This is a genomic window from Microcoleus sp. S1D4 (genome assembly GCF_036700765.1).
GTDB lineage: Bacteria > Cyanobacteriota > Cyanobacteriia > Cyanobacteriales > Microcoleaceae > Microcoleus.
This window is the reverse complement of sequence record NZ_JAUBPP010000027.1, coordinates 52,950-77,167: the sequence shown is the minus strand read 5'-3', so window position 1 is coordinate 77,167 and position 24,218 is coordinate 52,950. Positions and strand designations below refer to the sequence as shown.

Below are 24,218 nucleotides of genomic sequence, written 5' to 3'. Positions count from 1 at the left end.
GACTTTTTGAGAAGACGCACAAATGGGGCTGGCTGGCATGATAGGAAAGCATCAGCACTACATTCTACTCCTCTATCATTACATATTTAGCACTACCGCTGCCCCTTGGGGGTGCGGAATGTGGGCTGTAAGGCTTACACGGCCGTTAAAAAACTGTCCGAAGTATTGTTAAGGAACAGTGAACGATTAAGTAACTACACAAAATTAATTACATAAAAACTTCTTGCTAGGTCAGGCTTTCACGCGAAATATTATGTAATTAATTTTGCACGACTACTTAAAAGACTTTCGTCAAGCAGCATAGGATTTATTGGTGCTGGCACTCCTGTGCAACATTCGAGCTGATGGATGCAGTGATTACCACCAGGAATGTGTGATGTTTAGGACGCTCTGATGTAATTCATATGGATTACACCACCAATGTTGGCGCGGTCTATGACGAAGCTGACATTTTTGCCTTTCCGAGTCTTGAAGAAGGTAGTGGGGTGGTTACCTATGAAGCTATGGCTCACAGGTTGTCAGTGCTCACTTCACCTATGGGAGCGGGCGCAATTGTCCGGGACGGCACAGATGGGCTAGTCGCAGCACCCTACGACTCTGATGCTCTTGTGGAAAGCTTGCGAAAGCTTGCTTTTTCGCCGGAGTTGAGATCGCAGATGGGTGATAGTGTTCGCCAGCAAGCCGAGAAATTTACCTGATAAAAAGTAGCGTGCCGGCGGAAAAATTTGGTGCAGGAGAAATTGAAGTTTTAGGAAATAGGACAATCATCTGAAAGAATCCTTGCTCTGCAACTTCCTTTTTCCTGCGAATATTTCTAGGAGTGCATTTTCAGGCTTAGGGTTTTTTGGGGATAATTTTTGCGGGTATTCCGACTGCGGTTGCGCCCGGTGGTACGTCGCAAAGAACTACAGCATTAGCACCTATCAAAGCGTGGTCGCCGATCGTTATGGAGTGAATAATTTTTGCTCCTGCACCGATATCGACGTGACCGCCAATTTTGACATTAGAAACAATTGTGACCTGTTGAAAAATTAGACAGTTCGGGCCAATAGATGCATCTGGATGAATGACTATGCCATTAGGATGAACCATAACGAGTCCCCCTCCTATTTTGCAGTTCAAAGGGATGTCAGTTCCAGCTACAATGCTCCAAAATTGATGTTCGATTACGTTTAACCGGGAGAAAAAATACCCTAAAATTCCACCTTGATGCTGCCATTTTTGATAATTGCGGATAGATTTTAGAAGTTGGCGACTAGGATCCCACCACTGGCGAAGTTTTTCGCGGCTCCAATCTGGCTCGGTGGCAGAAACGACAGGTGTAGTTATTGATTGAACCATTATTTGTGCAAAAGAACAGATAAGATATAATGACAATTAAGATTACATAATTGTCATTATATCTTGTCTGGTTGGTGATTAACAATATTTTTTTCAATTCTCTAGCAATCCTATTTGAGTTGTAATGTTGTTTTTGTAGCTTCCCAGGTTTTTCGGGTAGGCACGGCGGGGCAATAACCCTACAAATTCACAATTCACACAAGATTGCTAGACGGTCAACTTATAATTATTTAGTTGACGAGTTGATGTCTACAAACAAGCAGTGGCGATCGCACTCTTTGTGCAACAATCACAATTGCCAAAGAACTCCACAATTGCGTAAAAGCATCTATCGCTATAGAGGCGGTAGATCTCTAGTTTATTTAAGTAACAGAAGAGAAAGGTCACTTTTTCTGGCACTAATTTAAGGATTGTTTTCGACAGGGCGGGATTTGAGAATTTTAGCAGGGATGCCAACGGCAGTTTGACCAGCAGGAACATCTGATAAAACGACAGCATTTGCACCGATATTTACGTCGTCTCCCAGGTTGACCTTGCCGAGAATTTTTGCACCGGCGCCGACGTTCACCCGATCGCCCAATTGAGGCGATTCTAGCGGTTTGTCCAAATAGCGGTTTCCCAGGGTTACACCTTGGCGGATGATGCAGTCGTCACCGATAGTACAGTATCCGTGAATGATAATAGCACCTTGATGTTCAATCACCACGCGACGACCGAGCTTGACTGTGTAGGGCAAGTCTATCCCGTAAGTATTCCGGACTTTTCGGTAGAGCGATCGATACAAGATGCTCAAGGGAGCTCGCAGCAGTTTTGGTTCTAGCTGCATCCTCCAGACACCGAATCTTTGAACTGCTACGGCACGAAATCCCGGTTTTGTCCAATCGCGACCGTGAGCAATCCAGTCTTCTTTAATCTGCTGCCACAATCCCTGTTCCGAGTTTTGTACTGGAGTTTCACTTGCGATTAAATTTGATTCCGTTAGCATAAGCTGTACTCAAGATTCTGTCTAATTTAAGTTATCAATAGATGCCGTCTATCGTCAGATATTGCTCTTTTTTTTCAGGATGTTCAACCAGGATTCTTCTACTTAAAATATGAATGCTGGGTGAATCAAGCAATCTTTGACTGACCAGGAGCGACCTGGCTTTTTTGCTTTGATTTATTTACAAATACCATTTAAAAGTTTTTTGAATCTTCAATCTTACCTCCTTTAAAAAATACACTATTCGTGACAAAATCCGTCAGTAAGTTTGGTGGATCGCCATCTGGCTTACCTTGAAGTACGCGGCGCAGCCTCCAGACTCCAAAGCCCGAAGCCCAGGATACATCTGTTAACGCTGTGTAAACCAAGCCGTAGTTTTTGAGAAAGTATCTGCGCCGGGAATCAAACCAATACTGTGGCAGTCGCTTAGGGGGCTTTTTGGTGTCAGTGACACCTGAGCTTTGACCTACTAGGTGAACCACGCGACTTTCAGGTACGTACCAGCAACTCCAGCCAGCTTTGTTAGCTTGCAGACAAAAGTCCATTTCTTCGCAGTACATGAAATAAGCTTCATCCATCAAGCCAATCTTTTCAAATACTTCGCGACGGACGATCATGCTAGCTCCAGCCACCCAATCTGTTTGACAGATTTCTTGGGAAATAGGAGGCGCTACGGCCCAGTTTGCCAATAACTTGGACAGCAAGCCCGTCCGCCACCCAAAATCTAGTTCGGTCAATAGATTGTGAAACCGAAAAGCTGACTGCTGGGGAGTACCGTCGGGGTCTTCCAAGCGGCTGCCGGCGATGCCGGCTTCGGGGTTGGAGTCCATGAAGTCAACCAGTGCTTTCAGAGCTCCTGGGCGAACTACGGTGTCTGGGTTGAGCAGCAGGATGTAAGGGGGGGGATTGGTGGATTCAAGGGCGGGACGGATCAGGGCGTTGTTCCCGTAGGCAAATCCGCCGTTGCGCTCTAGGGGAACGAAGGAAGCCCATTCGCTCCAGCCGAATGTGGCTATAGCGGCTGGTATTTCTTCGGTAGAATTGTCGCCTGAAGCATTGTCGCCAACTACAACCCGCGTACCGGGGAGCGATCGCACTTCGGTAACTAGAGAGCGCAAGCAGTCTATTGTCAAACTAGAGGTTCGGTAGTTAACAATGACAACCAGCAGTGGATATTGGTGATTTGGCTCGCTGGCATTGGACATAGGTGCAGTTGTTGGTTTAACAACTTTTTAGCTCAAGTTGTACCGATCTGGCAAGTTCAAGCTGGAGAATCTGCGCGCCAGCTTTAAATAGGACTAAGGTCTTGTCATTACGCGGTGCTTGGGACAATGGTTGTTACTCGCTTGAAATGCTGCAGAAACCTGGTTTTTGGTCTCGGGTGAGTAAGTCCCGATCGACAATGCTTTTGACAAAGCCGGAAATCCTCCCGATCGCTAGTAGGCGCCAATTCCGGCTGCGATCGCCTACTAGAGTTCGCGTTTCAACATATTTAACAAAAGCTGCCACCGCTGTCGGTGCATTTCTTGGTGAGTCAGGGTGCAAGCCTTTTTCCGAGCCGCCATGCCCATATTTTGTAGTTTGTTCAAGTTTTCTGCCGACTGTTTGAGCAAGTTTGCTAAAGCTAGAGGGTCGTTAGGAGCGATCAGCATACCTGTTTTTTCGTTTTCGATGCAGTCGCGGAGTCCGCCCGTGTTGCTTCCGAGTATCGGTACGGCTTGGGAATAAGCATCGTATACGATTCTGGGCTGTTCGTCTGAGATGCTGGGAACCACAACAGCATGATATTGTTGGAACCGCTCGAATAATTTGGGGCCGTAAGGAAGGGTTCCCAAAATTTCGATCTGTGCTGAATTGTGCAGAGCCTTGCTGGCGGCTTGGCAGTTGCTTAACAGTTTGCCTTCACCTAGTATGTCCAGCTTGATAGAAATGTTTTCCTCGTCCAATATTTTCATGGCTTCTAGGAGAACTAATACGCCTTTATCTGGGCGCAATCTGCCAGCAAAGAGAATTTTTAATTGTTTGGGTGAAGAAGTAGATATTTTTTCCTGCCAGATTTGGGTCGCGTCAGCTTCGGAAATAATATTTTCTTCATCAATCCACGAAGCATTAATTATGTGACTTAGTTTGTCCCGATTTGTTAATAAACTCTGCTGGTATTCTGCCTGTGTAAAAATTGTCAAGTCGGCTTTGTTGATGCACCAGCGATTCAATCTTTCGGATATGTGAGCCAAAATTTTAGCTTGGCTGCTGGCAGGGATGCCTGGTGCTAGTCGCCACGGTGCGGACTCGACTACGATCAGGTATTGTTTCCGCTGGATCAGGACTATTGGGGTGACTAACCATGCCATCGGAATCGGCCAGCCTGCTACGCCGCTATGTACGATATCTGCAGAGGCGATCGCGTCCCAAAGTTTGGCAATCGTCGCCGGCAGCATCAATATTGATTGGGCGTAACTATTGGGCGAGGGAAGGTCAATAAATTTAGCACCGGCAAATGATGCCGCATCCACCTCGATTGTGTTTTCTGAAAGGGGTTCTAGCGTGTGTGGAGCTGCTAGCGTGAAGTTTGTCAAGTATTTGAAGTGTTGGATTAAGTCTTTTGCCCACAATGGATCCAGATATCGGCTGCCTTTTTCGTCGCCGGAGGATTTGATGTTGAGGACGAGGAGGTAGCGTTTGTCGATCGGCAGCAAATGCGGCGAATCTGTGACTTGAGTTTCTGTATTATTTACCGAAGATGTTGGCATGGAATACACCTAAGTTGAGAAGGATATATGGGAAGGCTTATTTTCTCGATTATAATGCTTGAAACTTTATACTGCTCTTATTGCAATTAATCAAGAAAAAAGTGTCAAGTAGCTCTATAATCTCAAACCGCTCTGCATCACAGTCGATATTGCCTGTAAACCTGACTTGCCGCTCGGTGCAGCAGCGAATGTCGGTAAACTAACCCTTTCATGTCATCGGAATAGCCACCGCCAATGACGCAGGCAATCGGATAGCCACCAGCTAAACAAGTAGATAAAACTTGCATTTCGCGACGAAATAACCCGGTATCAGTTAAAGCTAATTTTCCGAGTTTGTCGGCCTGATGAGTGTCAGCTCCGGCATCGTACAATACTAAATCTGGCTTGAGATCGGAGAGTATATCTGGCAAGTATTTAGCCAAGGTTTGTAAGTATTCGTCGTCCTCCATACCGACGGGCAAAGCTACATCTAAATCGCTCTTTTGTTTGGTGCCAGGAAAATTTACCTCGCAGTGCATCGAAAAAGTAAAAACACTGCTGTCATTTTGGAAAATTACAGCGGTTCCGTCTCCTTGGTGCACGTCTAAATCGACAATTAAAACTTGGCGAACTAAACCTATTTTTTGCAAGACTCTAGAGGCGATCGCCAAATCATTAAAAATACAAAAACCAGAGCCGTAATTGGGGAATGCGTGATGAGTTCCGCCCGCAGTATTGCAAGCCAAACCGCATTCTAAAGCAAGCTTAGCAGTTAGCACAGTCCCGGAGGAGGCGATACAAGTGCGGTTGACCAGGGCCGGACTCCAAGGCAGACCAATTCGGCGTTGAGCTTTGTCATCCAGCGTTCCGTTGCAGTAAGCTTGAATGTAATCGCGATCGTGGACTAGCTGAATCCATTCTGACTCTAAAAGTTCCGGAGCGTGAAATTGCGATCGCTCTGCTACCCCATCCAACCGCAGCATTTCGTAAAGCAGCCCGAACTTTGCCATCGGGAAGCGGTGACCGGGCGGCAGTGGCGCAACATAATCTTCGTGGTAGATAATTGGTAGGTCCATGACGATGATTGTAGAACGAATAGACGAATCGAATAATTCTTGTCGATCGCCCTATTCGAACCCGTTCGCTTACAGGCTTTTGGAGGAGAAGTCCAATTGAAAGCCTGCAACCTCAAATTTAAATTCGCTGGAGAACCTGTATATGCAACTAGAAACAGTCTGGGAGTCCGGCAGCAACAACCCCGAAAATGCTGAGAACTTCGATCGTATCGCTCAGTGGTGGAAAAACCTCAACGGCAAAAAAATTAGCTGGGTTGAGCGGCTGATTCCGCAAATTGGCGGTATGAGCGAAATTCACTGGCAAGCCCAGCGTTTTGACGTAACATTTGTGATAGTCAATCCTGAAATTCGCGAAGATACTCTCTATTGGTACAAACCCGATTCTCCTGTCAAACGCAACACCACAGTTCAGAAACTAGAACTAGACAACCTGCAACAGCAATTGTATCTCTATCCTCAGTTGGAATCAGAAGTGGTAATTCGCATAGGATTTCCCGAAGTGAAATATCAAACACTTGAATTAAACAATCCAGAGTTTGCGCTGGGGGAAGATAATATATTGCTGCTGTGGGAGGCTGAGCAAGAACTTGAAATTAAAATATCCCTCAGCAATGAAAATCTTGCTAAACTTAAGGAATTGTTGGCAGAGAAAAGACTGAGAAAAGAGTTGATATAGCCTTTCGAGCTATCATAGGAGGTACTATCCGGGATAGGGCCTAGGACTATGGGCATAGGGCTATGGGCGTACCTCACCACGCTTGAGAACCGCTATACTCTTAGTTGCCAACTATCTTAAGACTTAGGCACGGGTGTCTCGAAACCGCGTTTTTTTCACAGCAATACACACATTGCAGCCCGGAGCAAAAGTAAAAAACCGGGTTGTTTCGCATCAGGGTGCGTCTAGGTGTGTATCTCTGCTCAAACCTTTTGAAGGTGGTAGCTGAATGTTTAGAAGCTTGGGTTCTCGTACCCAGTTTCTTGGGCCGGTCGTGGCTAATTCATGATTTTTTTAGGCAATTTAATTGTTCCAAGAAAACTTAGATTTATTGTGGCACTAAAATACAATCAAAATGCGGTTGATTTGAGTTGCAAATTTAAGCTTAGCTCCCCAAAGATTGCTCGTAGACAAAGTGCGTTATTTGAGGAACCAACTTCTCAAAAAAACACTCTATTTGCTGAGCGGAATAAAAATTAATATGATAATTTTTATTTCACAAAAATACTTGATTGATTAAATAATCTCTCTCCGGTCAACACGCTAAAATTTCCAATGGCAAGACATAATATGGCGCTCGACAAAAAAACAATTCATATTTTAATTGTAGACGATCGACCCAATAACCTCCGGTTTCTCTCAAATATATTGACGAAAGAAGGGTATAAAGTTCAGCGGGCAATTTCGGGGGAAATGGTGGTAAATGCTAAATTTGCCGTTCTTCCAGACTTGATTTTGCTAGATATTTCTATGCCAACAATGAACGGCTACGAAGTATGCGAAAGACTGAAAGCTAACGAAAATACTCGCGAAATACCGGTGATTTTTCTGAGCGTTTTTAATGAAACTTGTCAGAAAGTCAAGGCTTTTGAAGTGGGCGGTGTTGACTACATTTCTAAACCTTTTCAAGTAGAAGAATTTTTGGTGCGGATTGAAAGTCAACTGACTATACAACAGCTATCGAAACAATTAAAACAGCAGAATGCCGAACTGCAACGAGAGGTAAAATTTCGCAATCAAACAGAAGCAGCACTCCGGGAAAGCCAAGAAAGGTTGCAGAAATTGGCGGTGAATATACCGGGAGTTATTTATCAATTTATGCGAAAATCGGATGGAAGTTTCCAATTTGAATATATCAGTTACGCTTGTCGGGATATTTACGAATTGGAGGCCAAAGAAATATTAAAAGATTATAATTTATGCTGCAATCAAAATCATCCTGATGACCTAAAATATCTGGAGCAAAAAATTTGCGAGAGCGCTCGAACTTTAGAACCCTTTGCTTGTGAATGGCGGATTGTTACGCCATCGGGCAAACTCAAATGGCTGCAATCGAATTCTCGACCAGAAATGCGTGACAATGGCGATATTGTTTGGTATGGGGTATTTTTTGATATCAGCGATCGCAAGCAAGCAGAAATAGAATCGGCTTCAACTAAATCTGCTTTAGAACGGCAAGTTCAGCGAGAGTTGCTGATTGCAAAAATCACTCAAGAAATTCGATCGAGCTTGCAGCCGGAAAAAATCTTTCAAACGGCTGCAACTCAAATTGGTCAGGCATTCCGCGTCAATCGCTGTTTGATTCATACTTACGTTACTAGCCCCCAAGTCGATCTTCCTCTGGCGGCTGAGTATCTCCAACCTGAGTGGGAATCAATGCGGAACGTCATCGTTCCAATTTGGGGCAATCCTCACGTCGTACAAATGATGATCCAAGACCGGGCGATCGCCTCCAACGACGTTTATTCAGATCCTTTTTTGCAAGCTGCTGAATCGATTTGCCGCGTGGCTGGGTTGAAATCGATGCTGGCAATTCGCACTTCCTACCAAGGGATGGCAAACGGCGCTATTTGTTTGCACCAGTGCGATCGCCAACGCGAATGGACAAAAGATGAAATCGACTTGTTAGAAGCTGTGGCGGGTCAAGTAGGGATTGCGATCGCTCAAGCTAAACTGATCGAGCGAGAAAAAAAACGACTCGCGCAGCTCGATCGGCAAAATAAACAGTTGCAAGCAGAAATTCGCACCCGCGTCCGCGCCGAACAAGCTCTGCAAGAATCCGAAGCAGAATTGCGGGCGATTTTTACCGCCATGACTGACATAGTTTTAGTGAGAAATGCAGAAGGGCGCTGCATCAAAATCGCCCCGACAGCAGCGGTAAATTTGGTGAAATCTCCCACCGAAATGATTGGCAGAACCGCCCACGAAATCTTACCGGAACCTGCAGCAGATTTGGTATTAAATACCGTCAAACAAGTTCTCAAGACGAAGCAAAGCATCAATATTGAATATAGCTATACAGTCGGAGAGCGTGAAGTTTGGCTCGACGCTAAAATTTCTGTGCTTTCTGCTGAATCAGTGATTGTGGTAGCGCGAGATATTAGCGATCGCAAACAAGCAGAATCTGCACTCCGAGAAAGCCAGCACTTCATTCAGGCGATCGCCGATTCCAATCCCAACCTATTGTACGTTTACGATTTAGTAGAACAGCGGAATGTTTACTGCAACCGTCAAATTGCGGTGATGCTCGGTTACTCCGCCCTAGAAATCCAAGATATGGGTACAGAAATGATGTCAAATCTGCTCAACCCCGAGGATTTGCCAGCTTTTTGTGAAAGCGTCCAAAAAGTGCAGCAAGCCAAAGACGGCGATGTCATTGAATGTCAATACCGCATGAAACACAAAAACGGCGAATGGCGGTGGATGCACAGTTGGGATACAGTATTTCTCAGAACAAATGACGGTAAACCCAAACAAATTCTCGGTACCGCTAATGACATCACAGACCGCAAATTAGCGGCCGAAAAACTGCTAGCATCGCAGCAAAGAATCTCATTTTTATTGCAGCAAACGCCGATCGCAATTATTGAATTAAACCTGAATTTAGAAATTATCACTTGGAATCCGGCTACCGAAAAACTTTTTGGCTACAGCACAGAAGAAGTTATCGGCAAAAATGTCCCAGATTTCATCGTTCCAAACAACTATTACCACCAAATATTTCAAATTTTAAGCAACAAAATTAATGCGGAGTCTTGTGCCAGTTGCACTACCCACAAAACTCTTACAAAAGATGGTAGAAGTATCGTTTGCGAATGGTATAATACTCCGCTAATTGACGATAACGGTACAGCGATCGGCATCGCTTTAATGGCTGTAGATATTACGGAACGCCAGCAAGCACAAACTGAACTGCAAGAAAGTGCTTTGCGACAAAGAGCGATCGCGCGAATCATTGAAAGAATGCGCCAGACATTAGATCTCCGAGAAATTTTTCAAACTACGACCAGAGAATTGCGCCAAACCATGAAGTGCGATCGAGTCGCCCTTTACCGTTTCAATCCTGACTGGAGCGGCGAATTTGTAGCAGAATCAGTTGATAGTAAGTGGACTTCTTTCATGCAAGTACAGCAGGTAGATTCTAAATTTACTGAAAGTGCTTTAAAAAACGAACAATGCCTCGTTAAAAAATTCGAGATTGCCTCCCAAAAAGTATGCGATACTTATTTGCAAGAAACTGCTGGCGGAGCCTACAGCCGAAGTAAAACTTACCTTTGCGTCCCCGATATTTACAAGCAAGGATTCAATAATTGCTACATCCAACTATTAGAAAGATTTCAAGCAAAATCCTACATTACTGTGCCAATTTTCTGCGGCGAAAAACTCTGGGGACTGCTAGCATCCTATCAAAATTCAGCTCCCCGCCAGTGGAGCGAATCTGAAATCAACGTTGCAGTTCATGTGGGCACTCAGCTAGGAGTAGCATTGCAGCAAGCAGAATTGCTCGCCCGCACTCAAAGACAGTCAATGGAACTACTTAAATCCAAAGAAAACGCCGAAGTTGCCAACCGCGCCAAAAGCCAATTTCTCGCTTCCATGAGCCACGAACTCCGCACGCCTCTCAACGCCATTCTCGGTTTTTCGCAAGTCATGGCCCGCAACAGTTCCATCACGCAAGAACAAAAAGAATACATAGAAATTATCAACCGCAGCGGCGAACATTTACTGGAACTGATCAATGATGTTTTGTCAATGTCCAAAATAGAAGCAGGTCAAATTACTATCAATCAAAGCCGCTTCAACCTCTACAATCTTCTCAGTAGTCTCAGAGAAATGCTGCAACTAAAAGCTAACTCAAAAGGGTTGCGCCTCATCTTTGAAAATATCGGCGATTTGCCACAGTACATTGAAACAGACGAATCGAAATTGCGACAAGTTTTAATTAACCTGATCGGCAATGCCATTAAATTTACTCAACATGGAACCGTTACTTTGTGCGTTAGCAGCCAAGTAGAAAATAACGCCGCCGGACAAGAAGAAGCCCAATTGCATTTTGAAATTGCCGACACGGGACCTGGCATTTCTCCGTCTGAAGTTATTACATTATTTCAGCCCTTCGTACAAACAGAAACAGGTCGCAAGTCTATGCAGGGAACCGGGCTAGGATTGCCAATTAGCCAACAGTTCGTCAAGATTATGGGAGGTAACATTGCTGTTGAAAGTCAACTGGAGCGAGGCACAATTTTTACTTTTAATATCCGCGTTAACGTCGTAACAGAAAGTGACGAACAAGAAAAACCTGCCGTTAAACCAGTTATTGCTTTAGAAGCCGGACAGCAAACCTATAGGATATTAATAGTTGAAGATGTAACGGAAAATCGCCAACTGCTGTTTCAGCTCCTCGTACCGCTCGGATTTGAAGTCCGTGAAGCAATTAACGGTAAAGAAGGAGTTGCTTTGCAGTCTACTTGGAAGCCGCACCTGATTTTGATGGATATGCTGATGCCAGTTATGGACGGCTACGAAGCTACAAAACAGATCAAGCAAACTCCAGAAGGTAGAGAAATAATAATTATTGCCCTGACTGCTAGTGCTTTTGACGAGCAGCGACAAATGATTTTGTCTGCTGGTTGTGACGATTTGATCTGTAAACCGTTTCGGGAAGAGGTACTATTTGAAAAGATAGCGCATCACCTGAATCTGCGTTATATTTATGAGGAAGAAAACTCATCTATTTCTGATTCAGCACCCCGACAGGTTCAAAGTTTGACCACCGAGGATTTGAGTGTAATGCCCGCAGACTGGGTGGTCGATTTATACCGAGCAGCACTTTGCGTTGACGACAATCGCATCCTCGGACTGATCGCTCAAATTCCCGAAACTGAGGCAAATCTCGCTAATGCTTTAACAGATTTAGTCGATAATTTTCGGATAGATATCATTATCGATTTAACTCAATTATATTATGATGAACGAGCCATTACTAGCAGCGACTCTTAGAGACATTCTGATCGTTGACGATATGCCGGACAACTTGCGACTTTTATCAACTATGCTAGAATCCTACGGGTATCAAGTTAGGAAGGCGATTAACGGCAAAATGGCTCTGCAAGCAGCACAAATCTCTCCTCCAGATTTGATTTTATTAGATATTAATATGCCCAAAATGAGCGGCTATGAAGTTTGTAAAAATTTGAAAAAATTTGAAAATACTAAAGATATTCCAGTAATTTTTATTAGTGCGCTAGATGACGTGATGGAAAAAGTTAAGGCTTTTCAAGTAGGAGGAGTAGATTATATTACTAAGCCGTTTCAAGTAGAAGAAGTCTTCGCCCGCGTGGAAAGCCAACTGTCTTTGCGTTTGTTGCAATCGCAACTGCAACAGCAAGCTAGGGAATTGCACGATCGCAATTCCAGATTGCAGGAAGAAATCGTGGAAAGGCAGCGGGCGGAAGAATCAATCCGGTTTTTGCTGGAAACGACGCGGGCGATCGGCGAAGCTGCAGACTTTCACTCAGCTTTAGAAGCAATCCTGCACCAACTTGGCGAAACAATCGGATGGGATGTAGGAGAAGCTTGGATTCCCAATGCAGAAGGAACTCTGCTGCAATCTGCCAGGGGCTGGTATGCGAGTAACGCCAGCATGGAACCCTTCCGCACCCAAAGCGAACAACTGACATTTGCCATGAATATCGGGCTGCCGGGACGAGTTTGGGCATCCAAGGAACCAGAATGGGTAGAAGATATTTCCCAGGGCTACCCGGATTTTCTCCGAAGTGAAGTAGCACAAGAACTCGGATTTAAAGCAGGTTTTGGCGTGCCGATTTTGGTAGGCGATGAAGTATTAGCGGTGCTAGTTTTTTTTCAAATTTTGCCTTCTCCGAAAAACGCGCGCTTTATAGACATTTTCAATGCGGTTGGCACTCAATTAGGTGGTTTAATTCAGCGCAAACAAGCCGAAGAATTGCTGCGAATTGCTGAAGAAAGATATCACAGTATTGTAGAAAATGCGATGGAAGGTATTTTTCAAAGCACTCCTTCTGGAGGCTATCTCAGCGCTAATCCAGCTTTGGCAAAATTGTACGGTTACGATTCGCCAGCAGAACTGATGTCTAGTATTGAAAATATTGCCGAACAACTATACCTTAACCCGGAACGCCGCCTGGAATTCGTGACTGCTATGGATGCAGAAAATGCCGTTTCGGGGTTTGAATCTATCGTATGTCGCAAGGACGGTAGCCGGATTTGGGTATCAGAAAATGTCCGTGCTGTTCGGGATTCACAAGGAATTATAATGTACTATGAGGGTACTGTTTCTGACATTACAGAGCGGAAATTAGCGCAAGAAGAACTCAAAATTCAACAGGAACAAAGCGAGAAATTGTTGTTAAATATTCTGCCCAAACCAATAGCAGAACGTTTGAAAGCCCAGCAAAGCACGATCGCCGACAGTTTTGCCGATGTAAGTGTTTTATTTGCTGATATTGTTGGCTTTACTGAACTGTCGGTGAGAATGTCTCCGACGGAGTTGGTAAAGCGATTGAATGTGATTTTTTCTCACTTCGACCAGTTAGCTGAAATGTACGGTGTGGAGAAAATCAAGACTATTGGTGATGCTTACATGGTAGTCGGGGGATTGCCTACGCCGAGACATGACCACGCGGGGGCGATCGCCCACATGGCCTTGGGAATGCAGGAAAAAATAGCCAAGTTGTCGGCCGAGACAGGAGAAAAACTGGCAATTCGCATCGGCATCAATTCCGGGCCGGTGGTGGCGGGAGTGATTGGTGTTAGCAAGTTTACTTATGATTTGTGGGGAGATACGGTGAATGTGGCGGCGAGGATGGAGGCTACGGGTTTTGCAGGCAGAATTCAAGTTACTGATGTTACTTACGAGCTTTTAAAAGATAAGTATTTGTTGGAGATGCGAGGCGTAATTCCGGTGAAAGGTAAGGGGGACATGAGGACTTATTGGTTGCTAGAAAAAAGGTAGTCAGTTGGCAGTTGACAGTTGACCGTTTTCCTTGGGAATGGGGAATGGGGCAATGAGGAATTGGGAATAATGTTTTTGTGAGACGTTGCTCAAAGCCAGCCCCGGATCGGGATTGTGCTGCTACGATCGAAGAAGTTAACGAAAATTTACATTTAGAGTCGTGACAGCACAACAGCTAGTATCTGCAACGAGTTTTGAGAAGCTGATTTGGACTTGGAAAGGTCACAAAATTCAATATACCGTCCAAGGAACCGGCCGCCCTCTGATCTTGATTCACGGGTTTGGGGCTTCGATCGGACATTGGCGGCAAAATATCCCCGCACTCGCGGCGGAGGGCTACCGGGTATTTGCGCTGGACTTGCTGGGATTCGGGGCTTCTGGCAAACCGGCGCTTGATTATACGCTGGAATTGTGGGAAGAATTGCTGACAGATTTCTGGACAGAATTGGTACAGGAACCGGCGGTATTTGTCGGAAATTCGATCGGCGCTTTGCTGAGTTTGATGGTAGTCGCCAACCATCCAGAAATATCAGCCGGCGGTGTGTTAATTAACTGTGCCGGCGGGCTCAACCACCGGCCGGAGGAACTGAATTTCCCGCTGCGAGTAGTGATGGGGACTTTTACTAAATTAGTTCGATCGCCCGTCATCGGCCCGTTTGTCTTCAACAACATCCGCCAAAAACACCGCATCCGCAACACCCTGCGTCAAGTCTACGGGAACCGCGAAGCCATCACCGACGAACTTGTAGAACTCCTGCACGCGCCCTCCTGCGAGCCCGGAGCTCAACAAGTTTTCGCTTCCATTCTCACAGCCCCAGCAGGCCCTCAACCGTCAGAATTGCTGCCAAAGGTCGATCGTCCGTTACTGGTACTTTGGGGTGCAGACGACCCCTGGACGCCGATCGCCGGCAGCAAAATTTACCAAGAATTAGCGGCCAACGATCGACCAGTGAAATTTGTTTCAATTCCCAACACCGGCCACTGTCCCCACGACGAGCGGCCCAGTGAAGTCAACGCTCTGATTTTGGACTGGCTGCAGGAATTGAACTAAAATTTTTCGGGGGAATGCCAGAAAAAGGCGATCGAGCAAAACCCTTGCACAGCCAAGGTTCTGCCTCACTCCACCGCACCCGCCGCCCGGATTGGAAAGACTCAAAAAAAACTTTGCTAAAAAGTCTTGACACATTCGGGCGAGTCGGCTATATTGATGGACGTGTGAGGAGCGAACCAGAGAAAGCACCGAGACGAAACACGGCCAGTCGTCGGTGCTTTTTCTGTGGAAAGCCACTTTTAAGAATTTTCAACTATCTACAATTCGCATCCAGAATATCTGCAAACGGGCCCCTTCAACTCTTCCTTCGCGCTCTTAGCGTCTTCTTGCTTTCCTTAAATAAACACTCTTAGGTTCGTAGTGAAGACTTCAGTCCCCACTACGAACCATAGATCACAGGCTTTCCGGCTGGTTCCACAAACAATATCAGCTCGCGCCCAAAACAAATTGTTCGATCGCAGCCACCACCCCATCTTCCTCCACATCCGGCGCAACCCAATCAGCAATAGCCTTCACACCATCAGGAGCATTCCCCATCGCCACGCCCACACCTGCGTAGGAAATCATTTCCAGATCGTTAAAATTGTCGCCGATCGCCATCACCTGAGCCGACTGCAAACCCAAAACTTTTTCGGCTAAATACTGCACCCCATCTCCCTTACTCGCCAAAGGATGCGTAGCTTCAAAAAAAGTAGCCACCGATTGAGTCAAATAAAGCTCCGCAGGCGTGTAGCGTTTCCGCATACTGCTGAGCAAGCCGTGGAGTACCTCTGGATTCTCGCACAAAGCCAAAACCTTCGTCGGTTCCCCCGGCAGATCTCGCCGCAAATCTTGAATTACAATTGGTTCAATGCCCGATCGTTCGGCATAAATTCGGGTAGCTGCTGTAATTTCCGGTACGTAAAGTTTGTCGTCAATATAGAAATGGATCGAAAGGAGCGATCGGTAATCCAGTGCTTCAAAATGCTCTAATAGTTGCAGAGCAGTTTGTTTCGACAGCGGCAAGTGTCGCAGTCGCTTTTGAGTAGCTGGATCTTGAATCCACGCGCCCTGGTAGCAAATCAGCGGCAAAGTTGAGCCAATTTCTGAGTGAAAACGCAAAGCCGATTTGTACATCCTGCCCGTAGCGATGGCCACTTTCACTCCCCGCGACTCGGCAGCCAAAACTGCCTGCTTGACGGGTTGTCGGATGTCATTTGACAAACCTGCGATCGTGCCGTCGATATCTAGTACCAGTAGTTTAATCTCTGCGGTACCAAAAGCGCGATCGGTAGCATTCGCTGGATTTGAGGCAATTATATTCTGCATGATTTTGAAATTTTAGCTGTTGATTTGCACCCACCAATTTATTTTGGCACTGGCACATAAGTTTTGTTTGCATCTAAATTGTCTGTTATCTTTGAGAAGAATATGGAGAGAGAGCCCGAATAGAGAACAGGAAAGGGTGGACAGGATTTGACTGCCAACGGGAATAGGTCATTGAAATATACAATTTAAATGCCTGTAGAGCGTGCCGCCAGCACCGAAAACTGTCTCAATAGCGCCTCAAACCACTTTTTGCCTCAGTCCCGATCGCAGCTTGTTTACTTATGCACTCACCAGCCCTCTTAATGCGATCTTGATTTACAATTACTTCACAGTGCCCCCGGCAATATCTCAACCATTATCTCATCATTCATACCCACTTATTCAATTGACAATTGACAATCTAAAATCATCATTTCTTGTTACCATGCTTTCTCGTTACCATGCTCTGTCTGGTAACGCAGAAGCCGGAGTTTATGCCTCCTTTTACTTCGCCAATCGTCAGAAAATAAGGACTATAATAAGTGTTTCAATCATTAAATATTTGTTGCTAAGATTATCATTTATATTATGTCCTATCGATTGCCGTAACAAAAAAGGTTTGTAGTGCAGACAACCGTCCGCAATCAAACCAATTTTATTATGTTTAATCGACCGAACGCGAGATTATTCCCATCTTTTGATCTCAAATATTCAATCCCCAACTGTACTTAAAAACTACCGCATTCGCAGCATGATTACTATTCCGGGATATCGCATAGACGGAGAAATTTATACAAACGATCGCACAGTTATTTATCGAGGGATACAGCTTGAACAACAAAAACCAGTTATCCTCAAAACTCTCGCGCAGCCCTACCCAACGCCAGCACAAATAGCCCAACTCCTGCACGAAGCAGAAATCCTCAAAAATTTGAATTTGCCCGGAACAGTTAAGCTTTACCAACTCGAAAAATACAATCACGTTCCTGTTTTAATTTTAGAAGATTTTGGCGGCATTTCTCTCAAAAATTTTCTCACCAACAACCAGCTAGAGTTACAACAATTTCTGCAAATCGGTATCAAACTAGCAGAAACTCTCAGCCAACTCCACGAACACCACATCATCCACAAAGATCTTAAACCGAGCAATATTATTGTCAATATCGAGACAGGGGATGTCAAACTTGCTGATTTTGCGATCGCCTCCCTGCTACCGGGCGAAAACCCCGCCCTCCACCATCCCAATTTACTCGAAGGCACCCTCGCCTATATGTCGCCAGAACAAACTGGCCGCATGAATCGGGCGATCGACTACCGCACCGATTTTTATTCTCTCGGCATCACTTTTTATGAAATGCTCTGCGGTGAAGTGCCTTTTAGTGCGATCGATCCGATGGAATTAGTACATTGCCATATTGCCAAAAAACCACTTGCTCCTTGTGAGAATCAAAAACAAAAAATCCAAGGCATAATCAATCAATCACAAACCGACGAAATTCCTCAAGTCGTTTCCGATATCGTCATGAAACTATTAGCAAAAACCGCCGAAGACAGATATCAAAGTGCTTTCGGACTTGGGTGCGACCTAGAAAAATGTCTCTTTCAACTGGAAACCACCGGCGAAATTTCTCACATCACCCTCGGCGAACACGATAGGTCAAGTAACCTGCAAATTTCCCAAAAACTTTACGGGCGAGAAGCCGAAGTTAATCTGCTTCTCGATACCTTCGATAGGATGAGACAGGGAAATACAGAAATAGTATTAATTTCCGGTTCTGCAGGTATGGGAAAATCTTGCTTGGTCTATGAAATTCACAAGCCTATCCTGCGGGAAAACGGGTATTTTATAGATAGCAAATTTGAAAAATTTAAGCGCGATATTCCCTACGCTTTTTTGATCCAAGCTTTTCAAGACTTATTGCGCCAAATTCTCACAGAAACATCTGCCAAACTTCAAGTTTGGAGACAAAAAATATTAAATGCCCTCGGCGGAAACTGCCAAGTAATTATTGAAGTTCTTCCCGAAGTACAAATGATTGTCGGGCCGCAGCCCCCAGTGCCAGACTTAGGATTACATGAATCTCAAAATCGCTTTAATTTGGTATTTCAAAAATTCATTCGAGTCTTTGCTCAAAAAGCACACCCCTTAGTAATTTTTCTCGACGATTTGCAGTGGGTAGATTCAGCATCCCTTAAGTTGATCCAACTGCTAGCAACAAACCTAGAAAATCAATATTTATTAATCATTGGAGCCTACAAAAAACAAGAACTTAACGCAAACCATCCTGTAATGCTGACCGTCGAAGCAATTAAAAAAGCAGGGGGAAATTTCAGCGAAATATCCCTTTCGCATTTAGATATTACCAGCGTCAATCAATTTCTTGCAGATAGTCTGAGCTGCTCGCCAGAAAAATCACTAGATTTAGCAGAATTGCTTTTCCAAAAAACAGGAGGCAATCCCTTTTTTCTAACTCAACTTTTAAAGTATATTTACTCAAAAAAATTGCTGCAATACAAATTTACACCTTCCGATACTTCTGTCGATATAGTCGAACCTAACATTTATGAGTCGAATCCTCAAAAAGCATATCCAGCTTTGAGAAAATGCGAAATTGCAGGTGAGTGGCAGTGGGATATCGAGCAAATACAAGAAATAGGAATAACTGACAATGTTGTAGAATTAATGATCGATCACATTCAGAAACTTTCAGAAACCACCCAGGAACTACTAAAATTAGCTGCTTGTGTTGGCAACAAATTTGATTTAGGAATTATCTCAAAAATCTGTAGAAAATCTCTAGTTTCCGCAGCAGCAGACCTCTGGGAAGCTCTTCAGTCAGGTCTGATTGTGCCCGTGAATAACGCCTACAAAATTCCGCTCGCACTAGCAGCAACTACAGAAGTAACCGACCAAATATCTAGAGATTTTACCGATGAATTGTCCCTACCAATCGCTGATGCTGCTAGCGCAACTTATAAATTTTTGCACGAACGAGTTCAACAAGCAGCTTATGCTTTAATATCCGAACCCCAAAAACAAGAAAATCATCTCAAAATAGGCAGATTTTTGCTACAAAACGCACCTCCAGAGCAATTAGAAAACTATGTTTTTGATATAGTCAACCAACTCAATGCATCCCGACAAATCATCAGCAGTGAATTAGAAAAATTTCAATTATGCCAATTAAATTTAATTGCAGGTCGTAAAGCAAAAGCCAGTGCAGCTTACGAACTCGCCGTCAAATATTTAACCGCAGGTATTGAATTGCTTCTGCAGCAAAGTTGGGAAACCGATTACGATTTGACTCTGGCACTCTACGAGTCAGCCGCAGAAGCCACTTACCTCAATACCGAGTTTGAACAAATGGAAAAATGGGCAGAAATTGTCCTGCAACACGCAAAAAATGAACTAGACAAAATCAAAATATTTGAAATCAGAATCACAGCTTGTACGATGCAAACGAAACTGCAGGAAGCTGTACAAATTGGTAGAGAAGCACTAAAAATGTTAGGAATAAACTTGCCAGAGTCGCCAGTTCCCCTCCACATTCAGCAAGCAATGGCCCAAACTTCAGCTTATTTAACAGGCAAAAAAATAGAAGATTTAATGAACTTACCTGTGATGACAAATCCGCGCAAGTTAGCAACTATGCGCGTGCTTTCCAGTATGTTTTCGGCTACGTTTATAGTTGAACCATTGCTGTTACCGTTGATTGTATGCCAGCAAGTTAATTTATCCATTAACTATGGAAATTCGGTTTTTTCAACTTTGGGTTATGCTAATTACGGAGTAATTTTAAAAGGAATAATTAGAGATGTTGAATCAGGCGATCGCTTTGGTCAATTAGCTTTAAATTTGATCGATCGACTAAATGCTTTAGAATTTAAAAGTAAGGTTCTTAATTTAGTCGCATTCGTTTTGATGCACGGCAACCATCATGTTAAGGACACTTTGCCACTGTTAGAAGAAGCCTATCAAAGCGCCCTTGAAAATGGTGATTTAGAATCCATAGGATATGCGGCGGTAAATATTTGTCAGTCTTTCTATTTCATCGGTCAAGAATTGATGCCACTAGAACAAAAAATGGCTAATTATAACCATTTATTATTTCAACTCAAGCAAGAAACGGTATTGACTTGGAATCAAATATATCAGAAAACAGTTTGGCAATTGATGGACAATGCGGACACTTCCAATCTTTTGTTATGTGAAACTTATAGCGAAGAAAAGTTGTTACGACTGCTATTGAAAGCTAACGATCGCGTCGGTTTACAGCACTTTTATTTGCAAAAGTTAATACTAGCATATTTATTTGGAGATATTGAGCTAGCCCTAGACAATGCAGCACAGGCCGAGCTTTATTTAGATGGAGTTGCGGGCTTTATTAATGTTCCTGAATACCATTTTTACGATTCTCTCGCAAGACTTGCAGCATATCCACAAGCAACAAATGAGGAACAAGAAGAGCATCTTTTTTACGCCAGCAGCAACCTCAGAAAACTCCAAATAAAATCACTTTCTGCGCCGATGAACCTCCAGCACAAATGCGACTTGATCGAAGCAGAAATAGCGCAAACTCTAGGTAATATTGTCAGAGCAATGGAATATTACGACCGTGCAATTGCCGGAGCTCAAGAAAACGAATACATACAAATACAAGCACTCGCAGCAGAATTAGCGGGAGCATTTTATTTATCCATAGGACGAGAAAGAATTGCTAAGACTTACTTGATAGAAGCGCGTTATTGCTATCAGCGCTGGGGTGCACAAGCCAAAGTAAGACATTTGGAATCAAAATACCCGCAGTGGCTAACTTTAGCCTCAATTTCAACTAATATCGAAACTCGCAAATCTACCAGCAGCGCTTGCACTACGAGCGACAGTGCAGGGGTGCTAGATTTGACAACCGCAGTCAAAGCTTCACAAACATTAGCCAGCGAAATAGTTCTCGATAAACTACTGGCAAAGATGATGAAAATTGTGATTGAAAATGCCGGAGGAGAAACAGGATTTTTAATACTAGAAAAAGATGGTAAATTGGTTATTGAAGCATCGGGTTCTGTGGATGCCGATCGCGTTGCTGTCATGCAATCAATTCCTATAAATTTTGTAGATGAAGAGCGAGAAGAAACTTTGCTGTCAGTTGCAGTTGTCAACTACGTCGCCCGCACCCAGGAAAGTATAGTTTTAAATGATGCCAGCCGCGAAGGACAATTTACTCACGCACCTTATATAATTGCTTTTCAACCTAAATCAATTCTTTGTACTCCGTTAATCCACCAAGGTAAACTAAGCGGCATTCTATATTTAGAAAACAATCTGACTACAGGCGCTTTTACGCCAGAAAGGTTAGAAATATTACAACTGCTGTCTTCTCAAATTTCTATCTCGATAGAAAACGCCCAACTTTACACAAACTTGCAGCAATTCAATCAGAATCTCGAAAAATTAGTACAGCAGCGTACTTCCGAGCTTTCTCAAACTTTAGAAGATTTAAGATCGGCACAAAAGAAACTGGTAGAATCGGAAAAAATGGCCGCCCTTGGTGGTTTGGTTGCAGGTGTTGCTCACGAAATCAACACTCCCATCGGCATCGGTATCACCGCCGCTTCGCTGCTGGCGGAAAAAGTTACAAAGTTTTTTGAGCTTTACAGCAAGGGTCAAATTAAACGCTCTGAGTTAGAAAAATTCCTGGATACGGCCCTGCAAAGCAGTAATATGATCTTATCAAATTTGACGCGGGCGGCTGACTTGATTCACAGTTTTAAAGAAGTGGCTGTAGATCAGTCGAGCGAATTACAACGCACGTTTAACCTAAAAAATTATCTTGAGGAGATTTTGACATCTTTAACCGCCAAACTAAGAAGAACTAAACACAAAATAGAGATTAAAGGCGATGAAAATATTGTACTGGACAGTTATCCTGGTGTGTTGTGTCAAATTGTGACAAATCTGGTGTTTAATTCCCTGGTTCACGCTTACGATGGAGAAGACGAAGGGATTCTGGCTTTTGATTTTAAGCTAGAGGGCGATCGGCTAATATTTGAATATGCAGATAACGGCAAAGGAGTTTCCCCAGAAAATCTCAGTAAAATCTTTGAACCATTTTTTACCACCAAAAGAGGTAAGGGCGGCACAGGATTGGGACTGCACATTATTTATAACCTCGTTACGCAAAAACTCAAAGGTACAATTACCTGCGAAAGTCAATTGAACAAAGGTACAAGATTTATGATGGAGTTTCCAGCTAAAATTAGTAATTAGTTATTATAACACGAGTTTTAATAGAATTTTATTTAGGAGAGGGATTAATGTCAGAAGCTAGTAAAAAACTATTCGCTGCGAACGATGACGAATTAATAGCGTTGGGCGACGATGAATTAATATTTGCGGAAGAAGACGAGGTTCAAGAACAACCGATTCCAGACAGTTGGAAAATCTTAATTGTAGACGATGAAATAGAAATTCATAATATTACAAAGCTAGCTTTAAATGAATTTACATTTGAAAACAAATCCCTCACATTTATCAGCGCTTTTTCTGGTAAAGAAGCCAAAGAAATGATCCAAGCCCACCCAGATGTAGCATTGATTTTACTGGATGTAGTGATGGAAACAGAAGAGGCAGGCTTGGAAGTTGTAAAATACATCCGCGATATTTTAGACAATAAAATAGTGCGAATTATTTTGCGAACCGGACAGCCGGGACAAGTGCCGGAAGATGTTGTAATTGTCAGCTACGATATTAACGATTACAAAACTAAAACAGAACTCACAAACAAAAAGTTATTTACCACATTAGTGACAACGCTGAGAGCATTTCGCGCCCTGACTCAAATCGAAGCCAGCAAAAGCGAACTTGAAAAGATTGCAATAGCTTCGGCCCGCTTTGTTCCCCGCGAATTTTTAAAGTTTCTCAAGATTGAAAGCATTGTTGATGCCAGATTGGGAGACTCTGTACAGGCGGAAATGACGATTATGTTTGCCGACATTCGCTCATTTACCAGTCTGTCAGAAAGTATGTCTCCTAGAGAAAATTTTGAATTTCTCAACTCTTACTTAAGCCGAGTTGGTCCAGTTATCCGCCAGTATAACGGCTTTATAGATAAATACATTGGTGACGGAATTATGGCTTTGTTTCCTAACCGTCCTGAAGATGCGGTTCAAGCGGCAATTGAGATGCAGCAGCAAGTTAAAATTTATAACAGACACAGGCAAAATAGCGGATATCAACCTATTTCGATAGGGATTGGTTTGCATACGGGAACTTTAATGTTGGGCACTATTGGCGAAGCGGAACGGATGGAAAGTACGGTAATTTCTGATGCTGTGAATTTAGCCGCGCGTGTGGAAGGATTGACAAAGCTTTACGGAGTCGGTATTGTCGCTAGCGTCCAGACTCTTTGTCGAATAGACGATCCACAAAATTATAAGTGTCGGTTTCTCGATCGCGTTCAAGTCAAAGGAAAACAAACACCTGTGGCTGTATTTGAAATTTATGATGGCGACTCCGCTACAATGATCGAACTAAAAGCACAAACTCAAACTTATTTTGAACAGGGAATTTTTTTTCACTACCAGCAACAATTCGCGCAAGCAAGGCAAATGTTTTTGCGCGTGTTGCAAGTCAACAAGTATGATAAGGCAGCAGCTTTTTATGCCGATCGCTGCGATATGTTGATGAAGAATGCTGTCATTATGACTTTGGAAGGAATTGAAATTTAGGGCATGGGGCATGGGGCATGGGGCATGGGGCATTGGGCA

The 24,218-nt window shown here is 43.8% G+C and carries 13 protein-coding genes; 7 read left to right on the top strand and 6 right to left on the bottom strand.

What is annotated here, in order from left to right; all coding sequences use genetic code 11:
- Positions 1-404: 404 nt before the first annotated feature.
- A complete protein-coding gene (locus tag QT998_RS23180; protein ID WP_333092748.1) occupies positions 405-698 on the top strand; it encodes a glycosyltransferase family 4 protein in 294 nt (97 codons plus the stop codon).
- Between the two features lie 136 nt (positions 699-834).
- On the opposite strand, the gene QT998_RS23175 is transcribed toward QT998_RS23180, so the two are convergent.
- From QT998_RS23175 to QT998_RS23155, 5 genes are all read right to left on the bottom strand, one after another.
- Complete coding sequence (locus tag QT998_RS23175; protein ID WP_333092747.1) at positions 835-1,341, bottom strand: serine O-acetyltransferase; 507 nt, start codon at positions 1,339-1,341, stop codon at positions 835-837.
- Positions 1,342-1,744: 403 nt separating this feature from the next.
- Entirely contained in the window at positions 1,745-2,326 is a 582-nt protein-coding gene (locus QT998_RS23170) for a serine O-acetyltransferase (protein WP_333117976.1), read from the bottom strand.
- A 191-nt stretch (positions 2,327-2,517) separates the two neighbouring features.
- The gene (locus tag QT998_RS23165; RefSeq protein WP_333117974.1) at positions 2,518-3,528 is read right to left on the bottom strand and encodes a glycosyltransferase family 2 protein; all 1,011 of its coding nucleotides are present in this window, start codon (positions 3,526-3,528) and stop codon (positions 2,518-2,520) included.
- Positions 3,529-3,792: 264 nt separating this feature from the next.
- On the bottom strand, positions 3,793-5,073 hold the full coding sequence (locus QT998_RS23160) for a glycosyltransferase (protein WP_333117971.1): 1,281 nt from the start codon (positions 5,071-5,073) through the stop codon (positions 3,793-3,795).
- 137 nt (positions 5,074-5,210) lie between these two features.
- On the bottom strand, positions 5,211-6,128 hold the full coding sequence (locus QT998_RS23155) for a histone deacetylase family protein (RefSeq protein ID WP_333117968.1): 918 nt from the start codon (positions 6,126-6,128) through the stop codon (positions 5,211-5,213).
- Positions 6,129-6,270: 142 nt separating this feature from the next.
- Here QT998_RS23155 and QT998_RS23150 point away from each other — a divergent pair, with 142 nt between their 5' ends.
- The 4 genes from QT998_RS23150 to QT998_RS23135 all read left to right on the top strand — a co-directional run bounded on the left by QT998_RS23150 (position 6,271) and on the right by QT998_RS23135 (position 15,167).
- A complete protein-coding gene (locus tag QT998_RS23150) occupies positions 6,271-6,804 on the top strand; it encodes a hypothetical protein (RefSeq protein WP_194008380.1) in 534 nt (177 codons plus the stop codon).
- Positions 6,805-7,413: 609 nt separating this feature from the next.
- Positions 7,414-12,123: a PAS domain S-box protein gene (locus QT998_RS23145; protein ID WP_333117966.1), complete on the top strand. Its 4,710-nt coding sequence runs from the start codon at positions 7,414-7,416 to the stop codon at positions 12,121-12,123.
- The gene (locus QT998_RS23140) at positions 12,089-14,116 is read left to right on the top strand and encodes an adenylate/guanylate cyclase domain-containing protein (protein WP_333092744.1); all 2,028 of its coding nucleotides are present in this window, start codon (positions 12,089-12,091) and stop codon (positions 14,114-14,116) included. The genes QT998_RS23145 and QT998_RS23140 overlap by 35 nt, the downstream gene beginning before the upstream one ends.
- A 160-nt stretch (positions 14,117-14,276) precedes the next feature.
- Positions 14,277-15,167 (top strand): alpha/beta fold hydrolase, encoded by an 891-nt coding sequence (locus QT998_RS23135; RefSeq protein WP_333092743.1) that lies wholly within the window; start codon positions 14,277-14,279, stop codon positions 15,165-15,167.
- Positions 15,168-15,593: 426 nt separating this feature from the next.
- Here QT998_RS23135 and QT998_RS23130 read toward each other — a convergent pair whose 3' ends face one another.
- The gene (locus tag QT998_RS23130; RefSeq protein WP_333092742.1) at positions 15,594-16,475 is read right to left on the bottom strand and encodes a Cof-type HAD-IIB family hydrolase; all 882 of its coding nucleotides are present in this window, start codon (positions 16,473-16,475) and stop codon (positions 15,594-15,596) included.
- A 730-nt stretch (positions 16,476-17,205) separates the two neighbouring features.
- Between QT998_RS23130 and QT998_RS23125 the strand changes: the two genes are divergently transcribed.
- Together QT998_RS23125 and QT998_RS23120 are read left to right on the top strand one after the other, a co-directional pair.
- Positions 17,206-22,719: a trifunctional serine/threonine-protein kinase/ATP-binding protein/sensor histidine kinase gene (locus tag QT998_RS23125; RefSeq protein WP_333117963.1), complete on the top strand. Its 5,514-nt coding sequence runs from the start codon at positions 17,206-17,208 to the stop codon at positions 22,717-22,719.
- A gap of 47 nt (positions 22,720-22,766) precedes the next feature.
- Positions 22,767-24,179: an adenylate/guanylate cyclase domain-containing protein gene (locus tag QT998_RS23120; protein WP_333092740.1), complete on the top strand. Its 1,413-nt coding sequence runs from the start codon at positions 22,767-22,769 to the stop codon at positions 24,177-24,179.
- Positions 24,180-24,218 lie beyond the last annotated feature (39 nt).

What these genes read in the sequence shown, in the direction of transcription:
- QT998_RS23180 (WP_333092748.1), top strand. Translation starts at nt 405, where the DNA reads ATGGATTACACCACCAATGTTGGCGCGGTCTATGACGAAGCTGACATT.
- QT998_RS23175 (WP_333092747.1), bottom strand. Translation starts at nt 1,341, where the DNA reads ATGGTTCAATCAATAACTACACCTGTCGTTTCTGCCACCGAGCCAGAT.
- QT998_RS23170 (WP_333117976.1), bottom strand. Translation starts at nt 2,326, where the DNA reads ATGCTAACGGAATCAAATTTAATCGCAAGTGAAACTCCAGTACAAAAC.
- QT998_RS23165 (WP_333117974.1), bottom strand. Translation starts at nt 3,528, where the DNA reads ATGTCCAATGCCAGCGAGCCAAATCACCAATATCCACTGCTGGTTGTC.
- QT998_RS23160 (WP_333117971.1), bottom strand. Translation starts at nt 5,073, where the DNA reads ATGCCAACATCTTCGGTAAATAATACAGAAACTCAAGTCACAGATTCG.
- QT998_RS23155 (WP_333117968.1), bottom strand. Translation starts at nt 6,128, where the DNA reads ATGGACCTACCAATTATCTACCACGAAGATTATGTTGCGCCACTGCCG.
- QT998_RS23150 (WP_194008380.1), top strand. Translation starts at nt 6,271, where the DNA reads ATGCAACTAGAAACAGTCTGGGAGTCCGGCAGCAACAACCCCGAAAAT.
- QT998_RS23145 (WP_333117966.1), top strand. Translation starts at nt 7,414, where the DNA reads ATGGCGCTCGACAAAAAAACAATTCATATTTTAATTGTAGACGATCGA.
- QT998_RS23140 (WP_333092744.1), top strand. Translation starts at nt 12,089, where the DNA reads ATGATGAACGAGCCATTACTAGCAGCGACTCTTAGAGACATTCTGATC.
- QT998_RS23130 (WP_333092742.1), bottom strand. Translation starts at nt 16,475, where the DNA reads ATGCAGAATATAATTGCCTCAAATCCAGCGAATGCTACCGATCGCGCT.
- QT998_RS23125 (WP_333117963.1), top strand. Translation starts at nt 17,206, where the DNA reads ATGATTACTATTCCGGGATATCGCATAGACGGAGAAATTTATACAAAC.
- QT998_RS23120 (WP_333092740.1), top strand. Translation starts at nt 22,767, where the DNA reads ATGTCAGAAGCTAGTAAAAAACTATTCGCTGCGAACGATGACGAATTA.